23 protein-coding genes are annotated in these 22,476 nt (G+C 68.5%); 13 read left to right on the top strand and 10 right to left on the bottom strand.

The annotated features are described in order from the left end of the window. Positions 1–3: 3 nt before the first annotated feature. Positions 4–2,256, bottom strand: coding sequence for an NADP-dependent malic enzyme (locus JRZ79_RS19465; RefSeq protein ID WP_205252025.1), 2,253 nt, complete (start codon positions 2,254–2,256; stop codon positions 4–6). A 130-nt stretch (positions 2,257–2,386) separates the two neighbouring features. On the opposite strand from JRZ79_RS19465, the gene JRZ79_RS19460 reads away from it, so the two are divergent. Next, positions 2,387–3,220: a heme A synthase gene (locus tag JRZ79_RS19460; RefSeq protein ID WP_205252024.1), complete on the top strand. Its 834-nt coding sequence runs from the start codon at positions 2,387–2,389 to the stop codon at positions 3,218–3,220. On the opposite strand, the gene JRZ79_RS19455 is transcribed toward JRZ79_RS19460, so the two are convergent. Then, positions 3,217–4,632: a replication factor C large subunit gene (locus tag JRZ79_RS19455; RefSeq protein WP_205252023.1), complete on the bottom strand. Its 1,416-nt coding sequence runs from the start codon at positions 4,630–4,632 to the stop codon at positions 3,217–3,219. The two genes, JRZ79_RS19460 and JRZ79_RS19455, sit on opposite strands and share 4 nt — an antisense overlap. Positions 4,633–4,724: 92 nt before the next feature. On the opposite strand from JRZ79_RS19455, the gene JRZ79_RS19450 reads away from it, so the two are divergent. Then, a complete protein-coding gene (locus JRZ79_RS19450; protein ID WP_010903180.1) occupies positions 4,725–5,180 on the top strand; it encodes a pyridoxamine 5'-phosphate oxidase family protein in 456 nt (151 codons plus the stop codon). 48 nt (positions 5,181–5,228) lie between these two features. Further along, complete coding sequence (locus JRZ79_RS19445) at positions 5,229–5,801, top strand: transporter (RefSeq protein WP_205252022.1); 573 nt, start codon at positions 5,229–5,231, stop codon at positions 5,799–5,801. On the opposite strand, the gene JRZ79_RS19440 is transcribed toward JRZ79_RS19445, so the two are convergent. Then, a complete protein-coding gene (locus JRZ79_RS19440) occupies positions 5,798–6,286 on the bottom strand; it encodes a GNAT family N-acetyltransferase (protein WP_205252021.1) in 489 nt (162 codons plus the stop codon). The genes JRZ79_RS19445 and JRZ79_RS19440 overlap by 4 nt on opposite strands. Before the next feature lie 94 nt (positions 6,287–6,380). Between JRZ79_RS19440 and JRZ79_RS19435 the strand changes: the two genes are divergently transcribed. Both JRZ79_RS19435 and JRZ79_RS19430 read left to right on the top strand, forming a co-directional pair. Continuing rightward, positions 6,381–7,094 carry a helix-turn-helix domain-containing protein gene (locus tag JRZ79_RS19435; protein WP_012289362.1) on the top strand — a complete coding sequence of 238 codons (714 nt, stop codon included), beginning with the start codon at positions 6,381–6,383 and terminating at the stop codon, positions 7,092–7,094. Positions 7,095–7,156: 62 nt separating this feature from the next. Then, positions 7,157–7,741, top strand: a complete 585-nt coding sequence (locus tag JRZ79_RS19430) for an NAD(P)H-dependent oxidoreductase (protein WP_205252020.1) — start codon at positions 7,157–7,159, stop codon at positions 7,739–7,741. Position 7,742: 1 nt separating this feature from the next. Here JRZ79_RS19430 and hmgB read toward each other — a convergent pair whose 3' ends face one another. From hmgB to JRZ79_RS19410, 4 genes are all read right to left on the bottom strand, one after another. After that, positions 7,743–9,080, bottom strand: coding sequence for a hydroxymethylglutaryl-CoA synthase (gene hmgB, locus JRZ79_RS19425; RefSeq protein WP_205252019.1), 1,338 nt, complete (start codon positions 9,078–9,080; stop codon positions 7,743–7,745). A gap of 69 nt (positions 9,081–9,149) precedes the next feature. Then, positions 9,150–11,147 (bottom strand): Ig-like domain-containing protein, encoded by a 1,998-nt coding sequence (locus JRZ79_RS19420; protein WP_205252018.1) that lies wholly within the window; start codon positions 11,145–11,147, stop codon positions 9,150–9,152. A gap of 49 nt (positions 11,148–11,196) precedes the next feature. Then, positions 11,197–11,784, bottom strand: coding sequence for a DUF2150 family protein (locus JRZ79_RS19415; protein ID WP_205250880.1), 588 nt, complete (start codon positions 11,782–11,784; stop codon positions 11,197–11,199). 73 nt (positions 11,785–11,857) lie between these two features. Beyond that, positions 11,858–12,703: a TatD family hydrolase gene (locus JRZ79_RS19410; protein ID WP_205252017.1), complete on the bottom strand. Its 846-nt coding sequence runs from the start codon at positions 12,701–12,703 to the stop codon at positions 11,858–11,860. A gap of 127 nt (positions 12,704–12,830) precedes the next feature. On the opposite strand from JRZ79_RS19410, the gene JRZ79_RS19405 reads away from it, so the two are divergent. Further along, complete coding sequence (locus tag JRZ79_RS19405; protein ID WP_205252016.1) at positions 12,831–13,538, top strand: TIGR00266 family protein; 708 nt, start codon at positions 12,831–12,833, stop codon at positions 13,536–13,538. Positions 13,539–13,561: 23 nt separating this feature from the next. Here JRZ79_RS19405 and JRZ79_RS19400 read toward each other — a convergent pair whose 3' ends face one another. After that, complete coding sequence (locus tag JRZ79_RS19400; protein WP_205250877.1) at positions 13,562–14,020, bottom strand: NYN domain-containing protein; 459 nt, start codon at positions 14,018–14,020, stop codon at positions 13,562–13,564. A gap of 122 nt (positions 14,021–14,142) precedes the next feature. Here JRZ79_RS19400 and JRZ79_RS19395 point away from each other — a divergent pair, with 122 nt between their 5' ends. The 5 genes from JRZ79_RS19395 (at position 14,143) to gcvPB (ending at position 19,344) form a co-directional block, all read left to right on the top strand. Then, positions 14,143–14,733: a chemotaxis protein CheC gene (locus JRZ79_RS19395; RefSeq protein ID WP_010903169.1), complete on the top strand. Its 591-nt coding sequence runs from the start codon at positions 14,143–14,145 to the stop codon at positions 14,731–14,733. Between the two features lie 131 nt (positions 14,734–14,864). Next, complete coding sequence (gene gcvT / locus JRZ79_RS19390) at positions 14,865–15,956, top strand: glycine cleavage system aminomethyltransferase GcvT (protein WP_205252015.1); 1,092 nt, start codon at positions 14,865–14,867, stop codon at positions 15,954–15,956. Further along, positions 15,953–16,327: a glycine cleavage system protein GcvH gene (gcvH, locus tag JRZ79_RS19385; RefSeq protein WP_205252014.1), complete on the top strand. Its 375-nt coding sequence runs from the start codon at positions 15,953–15,955 to the stop codon at positions 16,325–16,327. Before gcvT ends, gcvH begins: the two co-directional genes overlap by 4 nt. 270 nt (positions 16,328–16,597) lie before the next feature. Continuing rightward, entirely contained in the window at positions 16,598–17,923 is a 1,326-nt protein-coding gene (gcvPA, locus tag JRZ79_RS19380) for an aminomethyl-transferring glycine dehydrogenase subunit GcvPA (protein WP_205252013.1), read from the top strand. Further along, positions 17,923–19,344: an aminomethyl-transferring glycine dehydrogenase subunit GcvPB gene (gene gcvPB / locus JRZ79_RS19375; protein ID WP_205252012.1), complete on the top strand. Its 1,422-nt coding sequence runs from the start codon at positions 17,923–17,925 to the stop codon at positions 19,342–19,344. Before gcvPA ends, gcvPB begins: the two co-directional genes overlap by 1 nt. Positions 19,345–19,354: 10 nt before the next feature. On the opposite strand, the gene JRZ79_RS19370 is transcribed toward gcvPB, so the two are convergent. Next, positions 19,355–19,786 (bottom strand): Tfx family DNA-binding protein, encoded by a 432-nt coding sequence (locus JRZ79_RS19370; protein ID WP_010903164.1) that lies wholly within the window; start codon positions 19,784–19,786, stop codon positions 19,355–19,357. A 60-nt stretch (positions 19,787–19,846) separates the two neighbouring features. Here JRZ79_RS19370 and JRZ79_RS19365 point away from each other — a divergent pair, with 60 nt between their 5' ends. Both JRZ79_RS19365 and JRZ79_RS19360 read left to right on the top strand, forming a co-directional pair. After that, positions 19,847–20,776, top strand: a complete 930-nt coding sequence (locus JRZ79_RS19365) for an extracellular solute-binding protein (RefSeq protein ID WP_205252011.1) — start codon at positions 19,847–19,849, stop codon at positions 20,774–20,776. Next, positions 20,773–21,582, top strand: coding sequence for an ABC transporter permease (locus tag JRZ79_RS19360; protein ID WP_205252010.1), 810 nt, complete (start codon positions 20,773–20,775; stop codon positions 21,580–21,582). Before JRZ79_RS19365 ends, JRZ79_RS19360 begins: the two co-directional genes overlap by 4 nt. A gap of 17 nt (positions 21,583–21,599) precedes the next feature. On the opposite strand, the gene JRZ79_RS19355 is transcribed toward JRZ79_RS19360, so the two are convergent. Beyond that, complete coding sequence (locus tag JRZ79_RS19355; RefSeq protein ID WP_010903161.1) at positions 21,600–21,773, bottom strand: hypothetical protein; 174 nt, start codon at positions 21,771–21,773, stop codon at positions 21,600–21,602. Positions 21,774–22,476: the final 703 nt, after the last annotated feature.

The raw sequence follows: 22,476 nt of genomic DNA, 5'->3' as shown, positions 1-22,476 counted from the left end.
CGGTCAGTCCTCGCGTTGCTGTGCGTCGGCCGCCGCGACGGCCGCGAGGTTCACGATGTCTTTCACCTCGTCGCCGCGCTGGAGCACGTGCACCGGCTTGTTCATGCCCACGAGCATCGGACCGATGGCGTCCGCGCCGCCCAACCGCTGCAGGAGCTTGTACCCGATGTTCCCGGCCTCCAGGTTCGGGAAAATCAGGACGTTCGCGGCGGTGTCCAGGTCGCTGAACTCGTACGACCCCTGGAGGATGTCCTCGACGACAGCGGTGTCGGCCTGCATCTCGCCGTCCACCGGGAAGTCGATGTCGTCGTCCTCGCGGAGCCGCTGTGCCGCCCGTCGGGGTTTTCGGGTGCCCTCGTTGTCCACGCTGCCGAAGTTCGAGTACGACAACACGGCCACCCGCGGGTCGACGTTGAACCGGCGCGCGAGGTCCGCGGTGTGCTGTGCGACCTCCGCGAGCACGTCCGCGTCGGGGTCCTGGTTGACCGTTGCGTCCGCGCAGAACACCACGCGGTTCTGGAACGTCAGCATGTACACCCCGGCGACGTAGTCGGTGTCCGGGGCGGTGCCCACGACCTGCAGGGGCGGCTTCAGCGCCGACGGGTAGTGGTGCGTGAGCCCCGTGAGGAAGGCGTCGGCGTCGCCCGCTTCGACCATCGTCGACCCGAGATAGTTGGGGTCCCTGGCGACCAGGGATTCGGCTTCGTTGCGCGTGATGCCCTTGCGCTTGCGGAGGTCATAGAGCGTGTCGGCGTACGCGCTGTGGTCGCCCTCGTCGGGGTCGACGACGTCCGGGTCGAAATCCAGGCTGAGCGCGTCGACGGTGCCCTGGATGGTGTCCCGGTCGCCCAACAGCACGGGGTCGGCGATCCCCGCCTCGTGCATCTGGTGGGCGGCGCGGATCATCTTCTCGTCGCCGCCCTCGCCCAGCGCGATGCGCTGTCGTTCGCTTTTGGCCTTGTTGATGACGATGCGCATCATCTCCCGGCTCTTCCCGAGGCGGGCCTCCAGCTCCTCCCGGTAGTCCACGAGGTCCAACTCGGTGCGCGCGACGCCGGTCTCCATCGCCGCGTCCGCGACGGCGGGCGCGACCTCGAACAGCACGCGTGGGTCCAGTGGCTTCGGGATGATGTACTCCGAGCCGAACTGCAGCGGCTGGTCGCCGTAGGCTTTCACCACTTCGTCGGGCACGTCCTGCTTGGCGAGGTCCGCCAGCGCGGTCGCGGCGGCGACTTTCATCTCCTCGTTGATGTCGGTCGCGCGCACGTCGAGTGCCCCCCGGAAGATGAACGGGAACCCCAACACGTTGTTCACCTGGTTGGGGTAGTCCGAGCGACCCGTGGCCATGATCACGGTGTCCTCGCGGGCGGCTTTCGCGGACTCGTAGTCGATCTCCGGGTCGGGGTTGGCCATCGCGAACACGATCGGGTCGTCGGCCATCGAGCGCACCATCGCCTGGTTCACGATGCCGCCCACGGACAGCCCGACGAAGACGTCCGCGCCCGCCATCGCGTCCGCGAGGTCGCCGCCGCTGTCGGCGGGCTGCGCGAACGCGGCCTTGAACTCGTTGACGTCGCGGTCCTCGGTGATGACTCCCGAGGAGTCACACATCGTGATGTGCTCGCGGTCGACGCCCAGGCTGACGTAGAACTTCGCCGTGGCGATGGCCGACGCGCCGGCCCCCGAGAAGACGACATCGAGGTCGCTGAGGTCCTTGCCCGCGATCTCGGCGGCGTTCAACAGCGCCGCCCCGGAGATGATGGCGGTGCCGTGTTGGTCGTCGTGGAACACGGGCACGTCCATGGCGTCGCCGAGTCGGCGCTCCACCTCGAAGCACTCCGGCGCTTTGATGTCTTCGAGGTTGATGCCGCCGAACGTGGGTTCCATCGCCGAGACGGTGGCAACCAGCTCGTCGGCGGTCGCCTGATCCAACTCGATGTCGAACACGTCGATGTCCGCAAACCGCTTGAACAGCACGCCTTTCCCCTCCATGACGGGTTTTGCGGCTTGCGCGCCGATGTCGCCGAGCCCCAGGACCGCCGACCCGTTGGACACGACCCCGACCATGTTGCCCTTGGTGGTGTGAGTGAACGCCTCCGTGGGGTCGTCGGCGATGGCGCGACACGGCGCGGCCACGCCCGGCGAGTACGCCAGCGAGAGGTCACGCTGGGTGTTCGTCGGCTTGGTGGTCGAGATCTCTACTTTGCCCGGTGGATCGCTGGCGTGGTAGTCCAGCGCGTCATCATCGAGTCCCATACGTGACCCAGCGCTGGCGTCCCGCAAAAACCTGTCCCAACGCGTCGTATTCGTCTTCGTCACCTGTCGAACTCGGGGCGGGGGCGACGAACCCGACACGCATACGTACGGCCGCCCAAAACCCTCCCATATGGCTCGTCGCTCCTACCAGCTCGCGGCCGTGACCGCCGTGCTCACGTTCGCACTCATTCTCCTCGGGGAGTTCACCGCTGTCTCGGGCTCCGGAGCCACGTGTGGCCTCCAATGGCCCGACTGTAGCGGCCAGTTCCTCCCGTTCGGCCTGCCAGTCAACGACTTCATCGAACAGTTCCACCGCTCGGTCGCGATGGTCGTCGGGTTCTTCATCCTGGGCACCGGCGCGGCCGCCTACCGAAACTTCGACGCCCGTGACATCAAGCTCGCGGGCGTCCTCGCGATCGTCCTGTTGCCCCTGCAAGTGATCCTGGGCGGCACGACGGTCACGTTCAGCGGGCTCGTGCCCGGCGGCTACCAGCCACTCACGCAAGCCGTCCACCACCTCGCCGCCATGGCCATCCTCGGCACCGTCACCTACACCGCGCTCCGCATGCGCGACGCCGCCGGGATCGGCCTCGGCCGCGTCCGAACGGCCGTGCTCGCGGCGCTCGCAGTGCTCCCGTTCGAGGTGGCGTTCTCCCGGGGCACCATCTTCACCGTGTACGGCTCCTGGATCCAGATCATCCACCACACCTTCGAGTTGGCGCTGTTCACGGCCGCGTTCACCGCGTTCGTCTGGTCGCTCCGGCGCAACGCCACCCGCAGCGCCGCCGCCACCGGCGGCGTCGCGCTCCTGTCGACCGCCCAGGTGCTGCTGGGCGTCGGGCTCTTCCCGTTCGGCCCCACGATCCAGCTGGCGTACTACGCGCTCGCGGTCGTCATCGCTGCCCTCCTCGTCGCGACCGCGCGGATCCGCGCGCACACCCCGCCGACGGCAGCCACGGCCTAGAAGAACTCGTCGAGGCCGCGCTGGCTGTCGGCTTCGGTGTCTTCGTCGTCGTCAGTAGTTTCGTCGGCGGCGCTGTCCTCGTCGGTGCTGTCCTCGCGGACCGCGCCCGCGAACGCCCCCTCCGAGTGGTCGACCGCCGCGTCCGTCCGGCGCTCCTCGGCGTCCGCCACGATCGACGCCACCTTGTTCGTCGTCTCCCCGGAGCCCGTGACGAACGCCACGTGCTCGGTGTCCAGTTCGTAGGCGGCCGTCATCGCCACCGTCAGCTCGCGGTTCTTGCAGTGGTGGGTGAGCACCCTGAGAAACGGGAGGACGTCGTTGCGCGCGGTCGCCATGCTGCAGCCGGCGGTCTCCGCGATGTGGCGCGCGACGTAATCACGCTTCTCCCGGGTCGCCCGCGAACTCCCGAGCTTCCGCCAGTAGCTCGGCGGCCCGTACCGCGTCCAGCCGCCGTGGTCGTGGCGGCGCGCCGCCGCCACGCCGGCGGCCACGTTGTCCGTGGCGTAGCGCCAGTACGCGTAGTTCTGGGTCGCCCGCACGCGCCCCAGCCAGACGTCGGCGTTCGAGAGGAACTCGTAGGCGTCCGCGAGCTCGCCGCCGCGGTAATCCTTGGGCACGTTGTCCGCCACCCAGCTCAGGAGGTCGTCGGGCGTCTCGTCGACATCGTAGGCCGCCTGCAGCGCCTCCCGGGCGCTGTGCGTCGCGATGACGTCGTCCAGGTAATCGAAGACCCCCTCGGTGCGGTCGCGTTCGCCCATCACCACGTCGTCGGCGGTGAGCGTGCGGTCCTGCTCGGCGAGCGCCTGCAGGTCGTTGACCGCCGACCGCAGGTCGCCCGCGTTCTGCTCGGCGATCGCCGCCAGCGCGTCCTCCTCGTAGGTCACGTCCTCCCGGCGGCAGACGTCGCGCAACACGGGCACGATCGACCGCTTCGAGACGTCCCGGAACTCGATCTCCCGGCAGGCGCTGCGCAGCGACGAACTCATCTCGTAGTACTCGTTGGCCACCAGGACGATGGGCTGTGGGGCGTCATCGACCAGCCGCGTGATCGCCGCGCTGCCGCCGCGGTCGATGTTCCCGTGGAGGTTGTCCGCCTCGTCCAACAACACGAGCTTCCGGCCGCCCGAGCCGCCGGTGAGCGTGCCCGATCTGGCGGCCTCCCCGGCGACGCGCTCGACCACGTCGGCCGTGCGCTGGTCGCTGGCGTTCAACTCCACGACGTCCCAGCCGGCGTCGTTCGCGAGCGCGTGGGCCGCCGACGTCTTCCCGATGCCGGGGCTGCCGTGAACCACCACCGCCTCGCGGTGGTCGGGCCACGTCTCCGCCCACTCCGCCAGCGCGTCCCGGGCCGTGTCGTTTCCCCGCACCTCCGACAGCGACGCCGGACGGTACTTCTCCGTCCAATCTACCATTGACACTCCGTACGCGGGAGTTCGGGTTAGGTGTTGCGGAGCACCGGCCGGCCACTACAGTTTTGCCCCACCGCTCGGTAGCTACGCATGGCATGACTGACACGACCGCCGTCCACCTGGAGCCCGACGACCGCGACGCGTTCCTCGCGCCCGGCGGAACCGGCGTGCTCTCGTTCGGACGCGAGGACGCCGGCCCACCGCACTCGCTTCCGGTTTCGTACGGCTACGACCCCGACACCGAGTCGTTTTTCTTCCGGCTGTCCTACGGCGACGACACCGACAAGCCGGACCCGGAAACGACGCCGCTTGACGTGTCGTTCGTCGTCCACGACGAGGCCGACCACGGCTGGTGCAGCGTGGTGGCCCACGGCCGCCTCCAGCCGACGGACGCCGACGCCATCTCGACCACGGCGCTTTCCGCGCTCCGGCGCGTCGACATCCCGCTTTTGGACACCTTCGATCGGCCGCTTGTCGAAACCGAGTTCCTGTTCTTCCGGCTGCACCCCGACGCCATCACCGCACGCGCCGACGCCCCACCCACCACGTAGCCCGCCGTCCCCAGAAGTGACTTGCCGGCAGGGACACCACGGGCTGGTATGCAGTCAGTTGAAACCGCGCCGACGACACGCCCCGCCACGCTCCCAGCCGCCATCGGCGGCATCACCGCCTACGTGGTGGGGTACGCTGTCACGTACCTCTGGCAGTCCGACGCCGTCGGGGCCGCCCTCCAGTCGTACAACGCCGTTCTCGCCCTGCTCGGCGGCGACCCCATTCCCACCTGGACGGCCGTCGGGTGGCTGTTCTACAACGCCCACGCCGTCGCGTTCTCCACACCCGCGGTCGGCGGCAGCCGGCTCTCCCGGAACCTCATCATCGACGGAAACGCGCCCCTGGTGTTGCTCCTCGTTCCCGCGGGGCTGCTGGTCGTCGCGGGCTTCATCGCCGGCCGACACGACGGCACCCCGCATGCGGACCGTGGGTTGCGCGTCGGCGTGCGGGTCACCGCCGGCTACGCCGTCGCCGCGGTGCTCGGGGTCGCCGTGTTCCGGTTCACCGCCGGCACGGCCACCGTTCACGTCGAGTACGCGCTGGGCGTGCTCGTTGCCGGCATCGGCTACCCCGCGGTGTTCGGTGCGGCCGGTGGCGCGCTCGCGGCCGTCACGCGCTAGCAGTCCCGGGCGACCAACTCCCCCCAGTGCTCGAAGCCGTGGCGCTCGTAGAACGCCGCCGCGCGCTCGTTTTCGCCGTCCACGTCCAACACGAGCCGGTCCAGGGGCAGTGACTGGCCGGCAACCACCTCGCGGGCCGCCGCCAGCAACTCGTCGGCCACCCCACGTCCCCGGTGCGCGTCGCGGACGAAAATCTCGTTGAGAACCGCGGCGTCCCAGATGAACGCCAACGACTCGGGCAGAACGAACACGTACCCGACCAGCCCGTCCTCGGACTCGGCGACCTGCACGCACGCCGGGGACTCCGCGACGCAGTCGGCCACCCAGTCCAGCCACCGCGCCCGGTAGTCCGCAGTGAGCTTGTCCGCGTACTGCTTGGCTTTCGATTCGTCCCCGGTGCCGGCACCCAGGCCGCGCTCGAACGCCCGTTTGAGCTCCCAGAGGTCGGCTTCGTCCGCCGCCGTGTACGGTCTCACGTCCACCATGCCCGCGCCTTCCAGCCGCCGCGGGTTAGCGGTTGCTGTCCGCGCTGGGGTCGTCTTGGATGGTTTTTTCCCGGGCGTCAGCCAAACCGAGGGCATGGATACCGACGACGACCCACGGGAGGGGCTTGCCGTGCGCATCTCCGGGGAGGTCACGCTCAGCGACGACCCCGGGGCCACGCTCCGGAAGTGGCGCACCGACTTCGACGTCTCCCAGACCGCGCTCGCGGACGAACTCGACGTGTCCTCGTCGGTCATCTCGGACTACGAGAGCGGCCGCCGGGAGAGCCCCGGGATCGCGCTCGTCAGCCGCCTGGTGAACGCGCTGCTCGACATCGACGAGCGCCGCGGCGGCACCCACATCGGGCAGTTCGCGCGCGTGCTCTCGGCGGGCTTCGACAGCGACGTTGTGCTCGACCTCCGCGAATACCCGGCCGCCGTCGAACTGGATGCCCTCTACGACGCCGTCGACGCCACGGAAGTCGTTCCCGGGGACCGGGACACGGTCTCCGGGCACACCGTCATCGACTCGATCAAGGCCATCCAGCGCCTCTCCGGCGACGGCTTCTACCGGCTCTACGGCCAGTCGACCAGCCGCGTGCTCGGGTTCACGAACGTCTCCCGCGGGGAGAGCCCGCTGGTCGCGATGCGGGTCGTGGACCCGACGCCCAGCGCCGTCCTGCTCCACGGGCTGTCCCCCGACGACCTCTGGGAGCACGCGCCGGCGCTCGCCAAGCGCGACGGCTTCTCGCTGGCCGTCACCGAGATGCCGGTCGAGGACATGCTCGCGTCGCTTCGCCAACACGCCTAGGGAGCTACAAAAACCCAGTTCCGCGAGCGCTTATACGTCCCCCGCCGTACGTGCGGGATACGATGACTGTCGACACACACGTCGTCGCGATCTGTGGAAGCCTCAGCGACGACTCCGGCACGCGAACCGCGCTGCGAACCGTCCTCGACGGTGCCACCGCCGTGACCGACACGGAAGTCACGACCGACCTGATCGACCTCCGGGAGCTGTCGCTGCCGCCGCGTGACGGCGACGACCGCGACGCCGGCGACGCGCCCGCGCTCCGCGCCCGTGTCGCCGACGCCGACGCGCTCGTGCTCGGCACTCCGATGTACCACGGCAGCTACAGCGCCCCGCTGAAGAACGCCCTGGACTACTGCGGCCGCGACGAACTCGGCGGGACGACCGTGGGGCTGGTGTGCGTCGCCGGCGGCGGGTTCCCACGGCAGGCGCTGAGCCACCTCCGCGGGGTGTGTGATGCCCTCGACGCGTGGACGCTGCCCCACCAGGTCGGCGTCCCGAACGCCGCCACGACGATCGGCGACGGCGAGATCACCGACGACGACATCGCGGCCCGCGCCCGCACGCTCGGCGAGCAGGCGGTCGCCTACGCCAACGTCGAGTCGTTCCCCGAGCTGACCGCCGCCGGGGCGTCGCCGTCGCAGTAGCTCACTCGACGTACGTGTACTTGCGCTCGTTCATCGGCCCCCAGCCGTCGAAGACGAACTCGGCGTCGGGCTGCGTGAACGGCTCAAGCTCCACGCTTTTCTCGTGGTTGTGGCGGTCGTGGACCTGCTCGTATTCGGCGAAGCTGATGTCGTAGCGCTGCTCGATCTGCTCGTCGACCGTCGACGCCGCGACGGCCTCGGTGAAGCCGTCCTGAACGGTTTCGCTGTGGATCTCTGCTTGTGCGCCGGAGCCATACGACGCCACCAGGAGGCGCTTGCCCGCGAGGTCGATGCCGTTCTCGGCGGCGTGTTTGAGCGCGCTGAACCGCGCGAGATGCACGGAGCCGGTGTACCAGTTTCCGACCTGGCTGGAGATCGACAGCGTCGGCTGGATGGCCGCGTCGTACCACTCGCGGTAGGCGTCGGTGTCAGTGAGCCCGTCGACGTACTCGCTGATCGCGTCCTCGAAGGCGTCGTCGGAGTCGAAGCGCTCGCGGCGGGGCTGGCGGCCGATGTCGGCGGCGAGTTCCTCCTCGATGTCGGTGCCACGGATCATGTGGCGGTAGCCCAGGACGGCGGCCTTCCGCACCATCCCCGGGAACGGCGTGTGGAACGGGATGAACGCGTAGTCGTTGGGGTGTGATGCGCCTGTTGCGCGTTCGAAATCCTGGAGGGCTTCGCGCATCCGCGCGAGGTAGACCTGCATCGAGCGCTTGCCGTCGACGCTCGGGAACTGCTGGTTGGGCTTCAGGAAGTCGGTTTCGTCGGCGGAGCCGTAGCCCTGCTCGGTCGACAGCTCCACGATGTCGGGGTCCTCGGTGATCCACATCGCGACCGCGCCCGCGCCCTGCGTGGCTTCGCCCGAGGAGTCCCGGGCGTACAGCGCGGTGTCGGTGGCGATGACGAGCGCGCCCCGGCCGCGGTTGCGCCCGGCGAGGATCCAGTTCACGGCGTCGTCGAGGCTCTGGGTGCCGGCGATGCACGCGAACTTGCGCTCGCCCTTGTTGGCGTGATGGAAGTCGCCGTCGTACACCTGTTCGAGGCAGCCCGCGATGTACGTCGACACCGGCTTGGAGTTGTCGAACGCGGACTCCGTGGCCACGTCGATGCGGCCGACGTCGGCGGGTTCGAGGCCCTTGCGCTCCAGCAGCCGGTGCGCGGCGTTCGCGCCCATGGTCACGATGTCCTCGTAGGCGTCCGGGAACGACGACGCGTGCAGCCCCAGGCCCTTCGTGTATTTCTCGGGATCGTCGCCCATCTCGGGGGCGAACGTCTCCGCGAGGTCGAGTTTCAGCTTCCCCGTGTGGATCTCGATGGCGTCGATGCCGACGCTTGTCATGAGCGGGCGTACTCGAGAATACCTTATGGGTTTGTCGATGGCTTGTTCGACGATAGTCGAACGCTGGTGTCATCGAGGATATACGTCCTGGGCGGTGTTCCCGTCCGTATCCGTCACCGTCACCGTGATTACCAGTGGTCTAAGTCCAAAGATTCTGACCGTTCCGGTATCTGTTTCCCCCGACACCGATACAGTCTCACTGTTGGTCGTGCCCAAAATCGATTCCGTGGTCACGGTCACCGTTGACAGGTCCCCGTCCCCGTTCGCGTTCGCAGTGTACTCCACAGTGGTGCCTGGGCCTCGTCTCGATATGTCGGTAATCGTCACCTCGGGGAAGTTCTCTCCGGACGGCTTGTAACCCCCTGTCACGGCGAACTCCCGGCTCCCGCTCGTCGAGCCGCGCCGGTAGCTCACCAGCACGCGAACGTCTTCATCGGTGATGTCGACGGCGTCGAGGCTGCGGTCGTTGTTGTTGTTCGATCGGTAGAACTCCCCGATCTCGACGGTCGCCTCCTCTCCTGGTGACACGTCGACCGAGCCGCCAACGGCCGTGGTCAACGGCACTGAGCCTAACCCAAATCCCCCCTCCTCCCGTCCTTGCTCCTCGCGGCTTCGCTCCGTCGACAGCGTCATGCCTCGCGGTCCCAGGTACGCGTACTGCTCGCCTCTCGTCGGTACATCGACAAACGTCTGATTCCCGTCCTCGGCCTCGACGTACAGCTCACTCGCCCGCCGGCCCTCCGATCGGACATCGTCGGAGAGCAAGTCGATCGACCCGTCCTCGGGCAGCACGGACACGTCGGTGATCGTCACCGCGTCGCTGAACTCGTTTCGCACCGTGAAATTGAATCCACCCGTCACCCGGTCGTCGTTCATATCAAAGACGGTCGACCCGCCGACGCGAACCAGATCCCCCCCGCCGTCGCCGGAGACGATCGTCTCCCGGTCGACGGTCACGTTCACGAACCGCTCGGCGGTCGTCCCCGAGGCGTTCACCAGTTCGAAGCTGACCCGCTCGCCGCCTCCCGTCACCGGTCGGCCGTCGTCCCGCAACGCAAACGTCGCGCGCCCGTCCTCGCCGGTCGTCTGCACGGCCTTGGTCACCCGCTCGGACCGACTCACCACCGACGCCCCCGCGACCGGGTTGTTGAACGCGTCCCGCGCCGCCACGGTGACCTGGTCGCTGTCGTTGCCCACCAGCGTCAAATACCGCGGCCCCGGACTGGGCGGCGTCTCGCCAACCCCGACGCGCGCGGTCTGCAGCGTGTACGGCCCGCCGGTTTCGAGCGTGATGTTCACCCGGTTCGGCCCGGCGTCCACAACCGACACGCCGTCACGCCCCCCGAGCCCGGTCTGGGACTGCAGCGTCGCCGCTGACACCGTCGTCGGCACCGACACCGTCACCGGCTGGGCAGCGTCTTTCGGCTCCACCTGCACGCGCTTGTGGGGCGCGCTCACGGCCGCCGGGCTGACAGCCACCGCCCCGGCCTGCGCGGTGTCCAACGACCCAGCCACCGACACCAGCGTGATCGTGTCGCCGCGAACCAACACCTGATCGGTCTGCAACACCGACGACTCCTCGTCGGCGTAGTAATCAGCAAGCAGCGTCGCCGTGTACCGCGTCGTCGGTGCCGTCTGGAACTCGTTGTACCCCGGCGTGTACGAGATGTACTTGGTCGTCGCGGTCCACGTTCCGTTCAGGTAATCCCGGGTTTCGGCGTTCGTCGCCGCGACGTTCGACACGCGGATGGTGCCGTCGGCGTACGTCTCGGTCGCCAGCCGCCCCGCCGGCGACGGCGGGTTGATGCTGAACACGCGAGACGGATACGTCGTCCCCAGCGTGACCGACACCGGGCGCGCGTCGCCAGCGGACGCGGTCCCCAACACGGAGTTCCGCAACTGCACGAGGTCGTCCTGGACCTGCTGGCTGTGTTTGTACTCCACGTCCGCGTTCTGCGCTGGGACGATCGTCGCCTGATAGACCGCAAGCGCGATAATGATGGTGGCAAACAGCAACACAGCCCCCACTTGCACCGTCACCCCACGCGTGTCGTCCCTGAATCGCACTGTTCGACGACATCGGACAGCGACGGATATAAACGCGGCGGCTACTCGCTCACTCCCCGCTCTCCTCGTCCTCGATGACTTCGGGGTCCGAGAGCGCGCTCTGCAGGCTGTCGAGGCCGTTCACCCACTCGGTGACCAGCCCGTACTCGACCTCCTCCAGCACCGCCATGTCGAGTTCGTCACCGTCGATGACGCGCGTCCCGCCGGCGGCCACCAGTCCGAGCGCGCGGTCGAGGTCCTCCTCGGCTTCCGCCTCGACGGCCGCCCGCACGTACTCCATGACCGGCGCGTCGTCGGCGACACCGTCCGCGACGTACTGCTCGGCGCTGTAGAACACCGCGACCAGACTCGTCTGGACGCCATCGACCAACATCAGCTTGTCCTCGTCGTCGAACGCGGGCTCCGCGAGCACGACGTCCCGGATGTCCGCGAGCTCGTCCACCGCTTCGGACTCGCCGACGGCCTCGCTGTCGTACGCGTTCAGGATCTTCGCGGCGGCGATCGCCACGTCGTCCTGGAGGTTCAACAACAGCCGCGCGGAATCCTCGTCTTCGGGATCCAGCTCCTCCTCGCGGAGCCGATCCAGCCAGTTCTGCCAGCGTTCTTCGGAGTAGAACTCCTCTTCGGGGGCACTCATACCCGAACGGGTGGCCGCGCGAGACAAAGGCCTTTCCTTCACCGCGCAGCCAGCGTGTGCTCACACGCCCCAGTCACCCATCTAGGGTGGCCTCGGTGTCGATGCCGTAGACCGCCGCCGGTGTTTCGACGTGCGCGCGCCGAACGGCGTCCTCGTGGCCGGATTCGAGGAGCCACCGCACGCGCCGCGGCACCGTCTTCGGCCCCATCACCGCGCCCGGCCGGTCGGCGTCGTCGATGAAATCCGTCTCCATCAAGAACCGCTCGCCCGACACAACGGCGTCCTGGAGGTACTCCTTGTCGCACATCACGCTGGGCGTGCAGCCCGACAGCCGGCCACTCGCGTAGTGTTTCACGACCGCCTCGGGTGCGAGCCCGGCCGCCGAAGCCCACTCGCCGACCGCGGTCAGGTCGTCGGTGGACTCGGTGTGCAACTGCAGCGAGACGCCCACGTCCGCCGCGCGCTCGCAGGCGTGTCGGATCACCGCGTTCGACGCCTCCCAGACGGCGCTGCTGACGTCGTAGTGTGGGCGCCCCGACTTCAGCGCGACCGCCCGCCCCTCGCTGGCGACCGCGGCGGCCGCGTCGATGCCCGCACACATGAGGTCCCGGGCGTCCCCCGGAGAGAACCCGCGCTCCTCGACCAGCCGGGAGACCAGCCCGGGATGCACGCCGAGCACCGGCCACGCCTCCCCGTCCAGGATCTCGCGGGCCGCCTCGACGAGGCGCGCTGTCTCCTCGAACACCGGCCGGAAGTCCGCGCCGGTGTCGGGCTCGACGCCGAGGTGCCAGGAGGGTTTGTTCACGACGAGCAGGTGGGTGCCGCCGGCCCGCGCGAAGTCACGGACCGCGTCGAGCCCCTGGTTCTCGGCGTCGAGGTGGAGGTGGTCGTCGAGCACCGGCTGGTCGAACTCGCTCATGCTCGGCGGTTCGCGCCTGCCCCCCGAAAGGCTGTCCGTCCCGGGTCGTCGCCGGGCCGTTGCACGCTGTGAGGCCGCGGCCAACGCTTAACCCCGATGCCCCGGAACGTCGAGGTGGACTCCCAGTATGCACGTCGACATCACCCACCGTCCGTCGTACGCGCACCTCGTCGTCGACCTCGACCCCGGCGAATCCATCCTCGCCGAACCCGGGGCGATGGTGAGCCACTCCGCGGGCGTCAGCATCGACACGTCGACCACCCGTGACGGCCTCCTCAGTTCCGCGAAGTCCATGCTCGGCGGCGAGTCGGCGTTCGCCAACGAGTTCACCGCCGACCACGAGGCCGGCCGGGTCACACTCGCACCGCCGAAACCCGGCGACATCGCGCAGCACGACCTCGACGGTGAGACGCTGTACGCCGTCGACGGTGCGTTCCTCGCGTCCGACCCCAGCCTCGACGTGGCCTCCGAGTTCGGCGGCCTGAAGTCGCTGCTCGCGGGCGCAAGCATCACACCGCTGGCGCTCTCGGGCACCGGCACGGTGTTCCTTGAGGCGTTCGGCGGCATCGAGCGGGTCGACCTCGACCCCGGCGAGTCCTACGTCGTAGACAACGAACACGTCGTCGCCTGGGAGGAGTCCGTGGACTTCGACGCCCGCCGCGTCGGCGGCCTGAAGTCGACGCTGCTCAGCGGCGAAGGGCTCGTGATGGAGTTCACCGGCGGCGGCTCCGTCTGGTACCAGACCCGCGGCCTCGACGCGTTCACGAGCATCATCGCCGGCGCGCTCCCCATGACCGAGCACGACTCCGACGGCGGCATCGACATCGACATCTGAGCCGGCGACGCCTGTGCGCCCGCCTACGCGTCGTCGCCGAGCACGACTGCGTCCGTCGCCGCGTTTCGGAGGGCGTCCGACCGGCCGTGCTCGCCCGGGGCGATGGCGAGCGTGCGCACCCCGCGGCGCTCGGCCTGCTCGAAGACCGGTTTGAAGTCGGTGTCCCGGGAGGCAACGGCCAGCACGTCCACGCCGTCGTCGAGCACCAGCTCCGTCGCGTCCACCGCGAGTTTCACGTCCACGTCGCCGCTGGTCACGCGCACGTCGTACCCTCGGGCTTCCCCGGCCTGGATGAGCGACGGCGTCGCGTGCTCGTCGAGGTAGAGCCGCGTCACGGCCAGCGGGCCGACTTCGCCGGCGATCTCCCGGACGTCGTCTAAGTCCACGTCGAACTCGTCGCGCAACACGTTCGGGCCGTCGACGAACAGCGCCACCCCGCCGGGCGTTTCACGATCCGCACGCAGCTCCCGCAGTCGGTCCATACGCCCGCTGGGCGGTCCCCGGCCAAGAGCGTGCCGGAACGACCCCGCTCTCCCGTTCGGTGTCGGACTCCGGCTGGCGGCAACCGGCAATATAAGTTTCGGCATCGCCAACTTGCGTGCGTATGAGTGCCACGATCGAGCTGCGTGCGTTCCGTGACATCAACGAGCTGGCGGACGCAAGCGCGGCGACCGTTCGCGGACACATCGAACAACTGGCCGGTGTTGAGGCCGCCGTCTCGGTCACTGGGCTGACCTTTCTCGCACCCGAAGACCTCGGGCAACACCTCGGCACAGCCCAAACGTACGCCGCCTCGGTTCCCCTCGAATCCCGCCCGCACGGCGTGTTCTGCCTGAACCTCGGTGACACGGGCGGTGCGGCACTCGCCGAACAGATGACCGGCACGGAGATCGCCGGGACCCTCTCGAACATGCAGGAGAGCGCGCTCAAAGAGCTGATGAACATCCTGGCGTCGGGGTTCCTCGACGGGATCGCGAACTCCCTGGGGATCGAGATCATCCACGGACCACCGACTGTATACCACGACTCCGGGCCGGTGATCGCCGACACCCTCCGCCCGTCCGGCACCGAGCAGCCGCTTTTGATCATGGTCAACCTCGGGGTGGAGCTCCCGGCGCTCACCGAGACTCCAGTGACGTTCTACCTGATCCCGTCCGCCGACGAGTTCGCGTCGCTGCTCAACGACCTCTCGTAGCCACCGCCACAGCGGGCGGCGCTCGACACGCCGCCGTTTCGTATCGCGTCCAGTGGTTTATGCCATCGCGGGGGACGCACCAGCACACCTGTTTACGAAAGCCTTACTTCCCGGGACGCGACGGGCCACGTATGGGTCTTCGAACGTCGCCGCTGCACGGCCGACACGAGGACCGCGGCGCCTCCTTCACGGAGTTCGGCGGCTGGAACATGCCCGTCGACTTCGACGGGATCCAGGCGGAGCACGCCGCGGTTCGGGAGGCCGCGGGCATCTTCGACGTCTCGCACATGGGCGAGATCGAGGTGTCCGGGCCGGACGCCGAACGACTGATGCAGCGACTGACCACGAACGACGTGTCGCGTCTCGACCCCGGGGACGCACAGTACGCCGCCATCACCGACGATGACGGCATCATGATCGACGACACCGTGGTCTATCGCACCCCCGCCGACTGGCCCGGCGCGTTCCTGTTCGTACCCAACGCCGGCCACGACGCGGCGGCGTTCGACCGGTGGACCGACCACCGGGACGCCCACAACCTCGACGCGTCCGTCGACAACGTCACCACGGACTACGGGATGGTGGCCGTCCAGGGGCCGGACGCGCCCGACCTGGTCGCGGCGCGCGCCGGCGATGGCGTCCACGACCTCGGACGCTTCGAGGCCGCGACCGTCGGCGTCGCGGGCGTCGAGTGCCTCGTGGCGAACACCGGCTACACGGGCGAAGCGGGCGTCGAGATCGTGTTCCCGGCCGACGGCGCGGGCGCGGTCTGGGACGCCATCGCGAACGACTGCCAGCCCTGCGGGCTCGGCGCGCGGGACACCCTCCGCATGGAGCATGGCTTCCTGCTGTCCGGGCAGGACTTCGACCCCGAGGAGAACCCGCGGACGCCGTTCGAGGCGGGCATCGGCTTCGCCGTCGCGCCGGAGTCGGGGTTCGTCGGGCGGGACGCGCTCGCCGATACGGACAGCCCCGAACAGCAGTTCGTGGGGCTGACACTGGACGAGCGTGGCGTCCCGCGGCACGGCTACGCCGTCACGACCCCTGCTGGGGACGAGATCGGAACCGTCACCAGCGGGACGATGAGTCCCACCCTGGGCGAGCCCATCGGGCTCGGATACGTCGACAGCGCGCACGCCGCCGACGGCACGACTGTTGCGGTGCGGATCCGTGGCACCGACAAGCAAGCAACCATCACGACACCACCCTTCCTCGACCAATGAGCTTCGACGTTCCTGACGACCTGCAGTATCTCGAATCACACGAATGGATCGACCCTGCGACCGGCCGCGTCGGCATCAGCGAGTTCGCCCAAGACGAACTCGGCGATGTCGTGTTCGTGGAGCTGCCGAGCGTCGGCGACGCGCTCGACCAGCAGGACGAGCTCGGCGTCGTCGAGTCTATCAAGGCGGTTTCGGACCTGTACGCGCCCGTTTCGGGCGAGGTGACGGCGGTCAACGACGCCCTGACGAACGAGCCGGAGTTGGTCAACGAGGCCCCCTTCGGCGACGGCTGGCTGGTCGAGATCGACTTCGACAGCGACGACCTCGAAGCGACGCTTGACTCCGACGACTACCGCGCACAGATCGCGTGACGGCGGGCACACAGTCCAGCCGGCGGTGATCGCGTCGGCATCGCTGCCGGCCGCCACGAGACTGGGCGGCGCGCGCCCTCGGAACAGCCCACCACACCGCGTGTTTGTGTACAGTCACTCTTCACCGCAGCCAAGTATGCATATACTTGCATATTTTCGCGGGGTGCGACGTTCCGGAACCGGGGGAATCTTTACCACAGGGTCGTAACGTCGGCTCATGAGAGCCATCGGAACCGTCGGCGTCGCGGCCGGGAGGCAACGGACCCAACGATGAGCGGCAGCCCGTACGCGTCCCCAAGCGAGGCGGACACCGACGCGATGCTCGACGCGGTCGGCGTCGACAGGGTCGAAGAGCTGTTCGACATCCCCCCGGAAGTGAGCTTCGACGGCGAGTTCGGCATCGACGCGAAATCCGAGCAGGCAGCGCTTCGCGGTGTCAGGCGGCGGCTGTCGGACAACGACGACCTCACGGAGTTCCTCGGGCGCGGCCACTACGAACACTACGTGCCGTCGCTGGTGGACAGCGTCTCCCAGCGCTCGGAGTTCATCACCTCCTACACCCAGTACCAGCCCGAGATCACACAGGGGTTCCTCCAGGTGTTGTTCGAGTACCAGAGCCTCCTGGTTGAGCTCACCGGACTGGGGGTTGCGAACTGCTCGATGTACGACGCGGCGACCGCGCTCGCCGAGGCCGCACTGCTCGCCAAGCGCGTGCGCGCCGCCGACGGCAACCGCGTCCTCGTCCCCGGCTTCGTCCGGGACAGCCACGTCGACGTGCTCCGGAACTACACGAGCGGATCGGACGTGGTGGTCGAACGGTACGCCACCGACGCCGGCAACGTTGATCTCGACGCACTCGAGGCGGCGATGGACGCCGACGTCGTGATGGTGTACGCCGAGAACCCGACGACGTGTGGCACCGTCGAGGAGCAGCTGTGCGCCGTCGGCGACCTCGCGGACAGCCACGACGCGCTGTTCTGCCTGGGCTCGGACCCGGTCGCGATGTCGATCCTGCAGCGACCGGTCGACGTGGGCGCGGACGTCGTCGTCGGCGACGCCAGCGTGCTCGGGATGCCCACGAGCTACGGCACCGGGTTGGGCGTGTTCGCCACCCGCGAGGAGTTCCTCCGGCAGGTCCCCGGCCGGCTCGTCGGTGCCAGCGAGGACGACGCCGGCACGCGGGCGTTCACCCTCACGCTCCAGACCCGCGAGCAACACATCCGCAAGGAGCGCGCCACGTCGAACATCTGCACGAACCAGGCGTGGGTCGCGCTCCGGGCCGCGATCCACGCGGCGTGGCTGGGTGCCGACGGGCTCGTCGACCTCGCCGAGCGCATGGTCGAGTTGCCCCGTGATCTCGCCGCGCGCCTCGACGACGTTTCGGGGGTGACAGCGCCGGTCCACGACGACCGCCACCACATCCGGGAGTTCCAGGCCCGCACCGAACAACCCGCGCCCGCCGTCGCCAGCGCGCTTGAGGCCGAGGGGTTCGGGGTCCACGCCGTCGACGACCACACCATCCAGGTGTGTGTTACGGACGCCAACGAGCACGCGACCGACGCGTTCGTTGCTGCGGTCCGGGAGGTGAGTGAGTGATGGAGCACTACGAGCAGGCCCGCTACGCGCCCGCCGAGAGGGAGACGAACGAGCCGCTGCTCAGCGAGAACGACCAGACCACCGTCTCGGTCGACTCCTCGCTGCCCGACGACCTGACCCGGGACACCGTCGAGTTGCCGTCGCTTGAGGAGCCCGAGCTGGCCCGCCACTACGTCCGGCTGAGCCAGCAGAACTACGGCGTCGACTCCGGCCCCTATCCGCTCGGCTCCTGCACGATGAAGTACAACCCCCGGTTCACCGAGGACGCCGCCGCGCTCCCCGCGGCCGCGGTTCATCCGGATCGCTCGGAGACCGCCCTTCAGGGCACGCTGGCCGTCATGCACGACCTCCAGGACTACCTCGGGCGCATCGGCGGCATGGATGCGGTCACCCTCCAGCCGCCGGCCGGGGCTGCCGGCGAGTTCACCGGCATCCTGATCGCGGAGGCCTACCACGAGGCCACCGACGACGGCCACCGCGACGAGGTCATCGTCCCGGACGCCGCCCACGGCACGAACTTCGCGTCGGCCGCGCTCGGCGGCTACGACGTCATCGAGTTGCCGTCCGGCGACGACGGCCGCGTCGACCTCGACGCGCTCGAAGCCGCGCTCGGGGAGAACACCGCCGCGTTGATGTTGACGAACCCGAACACGCTGGGACTGTTCGAGCGCGACATCGAACCCATCGCGGAGATGGTCCACGACGCCGGCGGGCTGCTGTACTACGACGGCGCGAACCTGAACGCCCTGCTGGGGCGCGCACGCCCCGGCGACATGGGCTTCGACATCATGCATTTCAACGTCCACAAGACGTTCGCCACCCCCCACGGCGGCGGCGGGCCGGGGGCGGGGCCTGTGGGCGTCACCGACGAGCTCGCGGGGTTCCTCCCGGACCCACACGTCAAGCAGTCCGCGGGCGGCGACTACGAGCTGTACACGCCCCCGCGATCAATCGGGAAGGTCCACGGGTTCCAGGGCAACTGGCCGGTGCTCGTGAAGGCGTTCGCGTACATCGACCGCCTGGGGGACAGCGGGCTCGCCGACGCCTCCGCGAAGGCCGTGCTGAACGCGAACTACCTCGCCGACCAACTCGACTACGAGATCCCGCTGGGGCCGTTCCACCACGAGTTCGTCGCGAGCGCGGGCGACCAGGACGCCGCCGACGTCGCCAAGCGCATGCTCGACTACGGGGTCCATCCGCCGACGACGAAGTGGCCCGAGCTCGTCGCGGAGGCGCTGATGACCGAGCCAACCGAGACCGAGAGCAAACGCACGCTCGATGACCTCGCGGACGCGTTCAACGCTGTCGCCGGCGACGACGACGCGGCGCTCGCGGACGCGCCCAGTCGCACGACTGCGCGCCGCATCGACCAGACGGCCGCCGCCCGCAACCCGCGGTTGTCCTGGCACGACCTGGACTAACCGGCGGCGCTCACTGCGGTGTGTCCCCGACGTGCACCGACACATCGCCGTCGGCCGTCAGCCCCACCGTGATCGGGGCTTCGAGCTGGTTTTTCGTCGTGTGGTCGCCCAGCGTCTCGTACAACGAGAGATACAGCTCGGGCCGGCAGTGCGCGATCTTCAGGTCGGCCTCGTCACCGTGTGCGTAGACGGCCTCCACCAGCGCGTCGAAGCGCTCGCCGGCCGGCACCGTGAACTGGATCGGTGCCTGCAGTGTGTCCGCAAGCCGGAGGGTCCGGCGCGCCTGCTCGATGTTCGTGCGGGCGGCGCGCTCGATGGCGCTGATGTTCGCGTCCGTGGTGCCGAGTCGGTCCGCGATCTCCTGTTGGGTGTCCCCCTGCTCGCGGAGCGTGAGCACCTCCACCTGCCGCTCGGTCAACACCGTGTCGTCGGCTGTGAGCACACGCGGTCAAACAAAACCAGTTGAGTTAGCCTTATCGGTCAATGAGAACGAGTTGTGTTCATGACGGGCACCGCACCAGTATCGCGGCGGCAGTACCTGGGGACCGCCGGCGCGATCATCGGAACCACTGCGGGCTGTCTCACCGGCGCTGACGCGTCGATCCACGTGTTGGCGGCGGGCAGCCTCACATCCACCATCGAGGACCACATCCGGCCGGCCTTCGAGGACGCCACCGACCACACCCTCCGGCCCGAATACCACGGCTCGACGACCCTGCTGCAGTTGATCAGCGACGGCACCAAACACCCCGATGTCGCCATCAGCGCGGACGCCACGCTGTTGCGAACGCGGCTGTTCGACGCCCACGCCGACTGGGCCCTGGAGTTCGCGTCCAACCGCCTGGGCATCTGTTACGTGCCCTCGACGCCGCTTGGCCGCCGTCTCGCGGCGGGAACGCCGTGGTGGCGGGCCGCCGTGGACGCCGCGCCCGACACCATCGCGGTCAGCGACCCCGCACTCGACCCGCTGGGGTACCGCACGCTGATGGCGTTCACGCTCGCCGCCACCGCCCACGACGCGCCGGACCTGCGCGCGGACCTCGACCCCGCAACGGTCACCAAACCGAGCGAGTCCCAGCTGCTGGCGGACGTCGAAACCGGCAACCACGCCGCCGCGGTCGTCTACGAGAACATGGCCCTCGACCACGACCTCCCGTTTCTCGGCTTCCCGGACGCGTACAACTTCGCCGCCCCGGAGCGCGCCGACCACTACGCGTCCGCGACCTACACGACCGACGACGGCACCCGCATCCACGGCCGCCCGATCACCTACGCGACGACCGTGCTGAACGACGCATCGAACACCGCGGGCGGCCGCGCATTCGTGCGATTCCTCGCAGCCAATCCCGACGTGGTTCGTGAGGCCGGGCTGGCGGTCCCCGAGCCACTCCCCACCCACCAGGGCGCGCTCCCCGACGCGCTTGAGCGATGACCGCGGGCACCCCCATCGGCGAAGCCACCAGACGCCACTGGCTGCCCGTCGCCCTCGGCGCGGTGCTGGTGGCGTACCTGGTCGTGCCGTTCGTCGCGTTCCTCGCGCACACCGGCGCTGCCGACATCGGCAGCCGGCTCACGGCCCCCGACGCACGCGCCGCCATCCGCACCTCGCTGGCCACCGCCACGGCCGCCACGGTCTTGGCGACCGTGTTCGGCGTGCCGCTGGCGTACACCCTCGCCCGCGCAACCTTCCCCGGGAAGCGCCTCGTGAACGGCCTGGTCGTGCTCCCGCTCGTGGTGCCGCCGCTGGTCGGCGGCACGATGCTGCTCACGGTCGTCGGGCGGTTCACCCCGCTGGGCGCGTGGGCCGCCGCGGCCGGCGTCCCACTCACGAACAGCCCCATCGGTGTCGTGCTCGCGCAGACGTTCGTCGCCGCGCCGTTCCTCGTGGTCGCCGCGCGTTCGGGGTTCGACGGCGTCGACCCGCGCTTCGAGGACGCCGCCCGGTCGCTTGGCCGCGGCCCGCTTGCGACGTTCTGGACGGTGTCGATCCCGCTGGCCCGGCCCGCCATCCTCGCCGGGATCGTGCTGACGTTCGCGCGCGCACTCGGCGAGTTCGGCGCGACGATGATGGTCGCGACCACCCCCCGGACCGTGCCGATCCGCATCTGGGTCGCGTTCCGCAGCGACGGCATCGACGCCGTCGTTCCGCTGGCGGTCGCGTTGCTGGTGATCACGCTGTTCGTCGTTGGGGCCGTTCACCGCCTCGGCGAACAGGCGGCCGCAGTGCCCCCCGAGTAAGCAGTGTCGGCGGTGAGCTACGCTGTCGCCGTCGAGATGTCGTCGTCGGCGGCGATCCGGATGAACCCGTATTCGCAGTCCGGACACGACCATTTCGTCTTCAGGCCGAGGTGGACGTTCATCGCTGCGGTCCGGTAGAACGCGCGTTCGGCCTCGCAGTTCGGGCAGTGGTGGTCGAGTTCAGTGGCCATACTGTTCGATGGCGAACCCACGCAATTGAACGTACTGATTCACGCGCTACCTCTTGTGTTCATTTTACATCGGTCGATAAACCAATAACTAAGATATAAATACTGGTGCTGCATTCAAGCACAGGCCCGGAAGGTGAGTAGTCACAAACTCTGGAAGAGGCGCAAATAGTACTGCTACACCGCCGATACCGCGGTCTTCGAACTGCTCGACCTTGCCCACGCTGCTTATCAGGATGCGTGAGATGCCTCCAATGTGCTCTTTAATTCGTGGGATTGTTTCTTCACCTCGTGTTCCTTATTACCACGCTGCTCATCGGAGTATCGTTCATCGTCGGATAGCACAGGAGTCCTCTCCCACCAGAGTGAGTCAAGCAGAAACTCTACAGTCACGATGTAGTGGTAATGTCCCTGCCTGCCCGATCAGGCGTGGTAACACCCTCTTGTCTGTGCTAGATTGTCTCCCTTCTGGCGGCCTCGTTCAATCGAGTGCGACGCCCGGACTTGCTTCCTCCTCGCTTCCTTACCTGTCAACGGGACCGCAGTGCTGCTCATTGGACCGTTTGGACTCAGAGTGACCGTCTGGTACGTTACCATAATGTTTGTTACATTTGTTGTCTGTCTCGCTATCGGTTGATGGGGTTACCCGCCTCGTTGCAGGGACAGACGTGTGCATCAAGTCGGCAATGGTTTATGAGCGTTGTAC

The sequence above is a fragment of the Halobacterium sp. BOL4-2 genome (assembly GCF_016917835.2).
GTDB lineage: Archaea > Halobacteriota > Halobacteria > Halobacteriales > Halobacteriaceae > Halobacterium > Halobacterium salinarum.
Note: the sequence above shows the minus strand (reverse complement) of the source record. Positions and strands in the feature narration are given on the sequence as shown.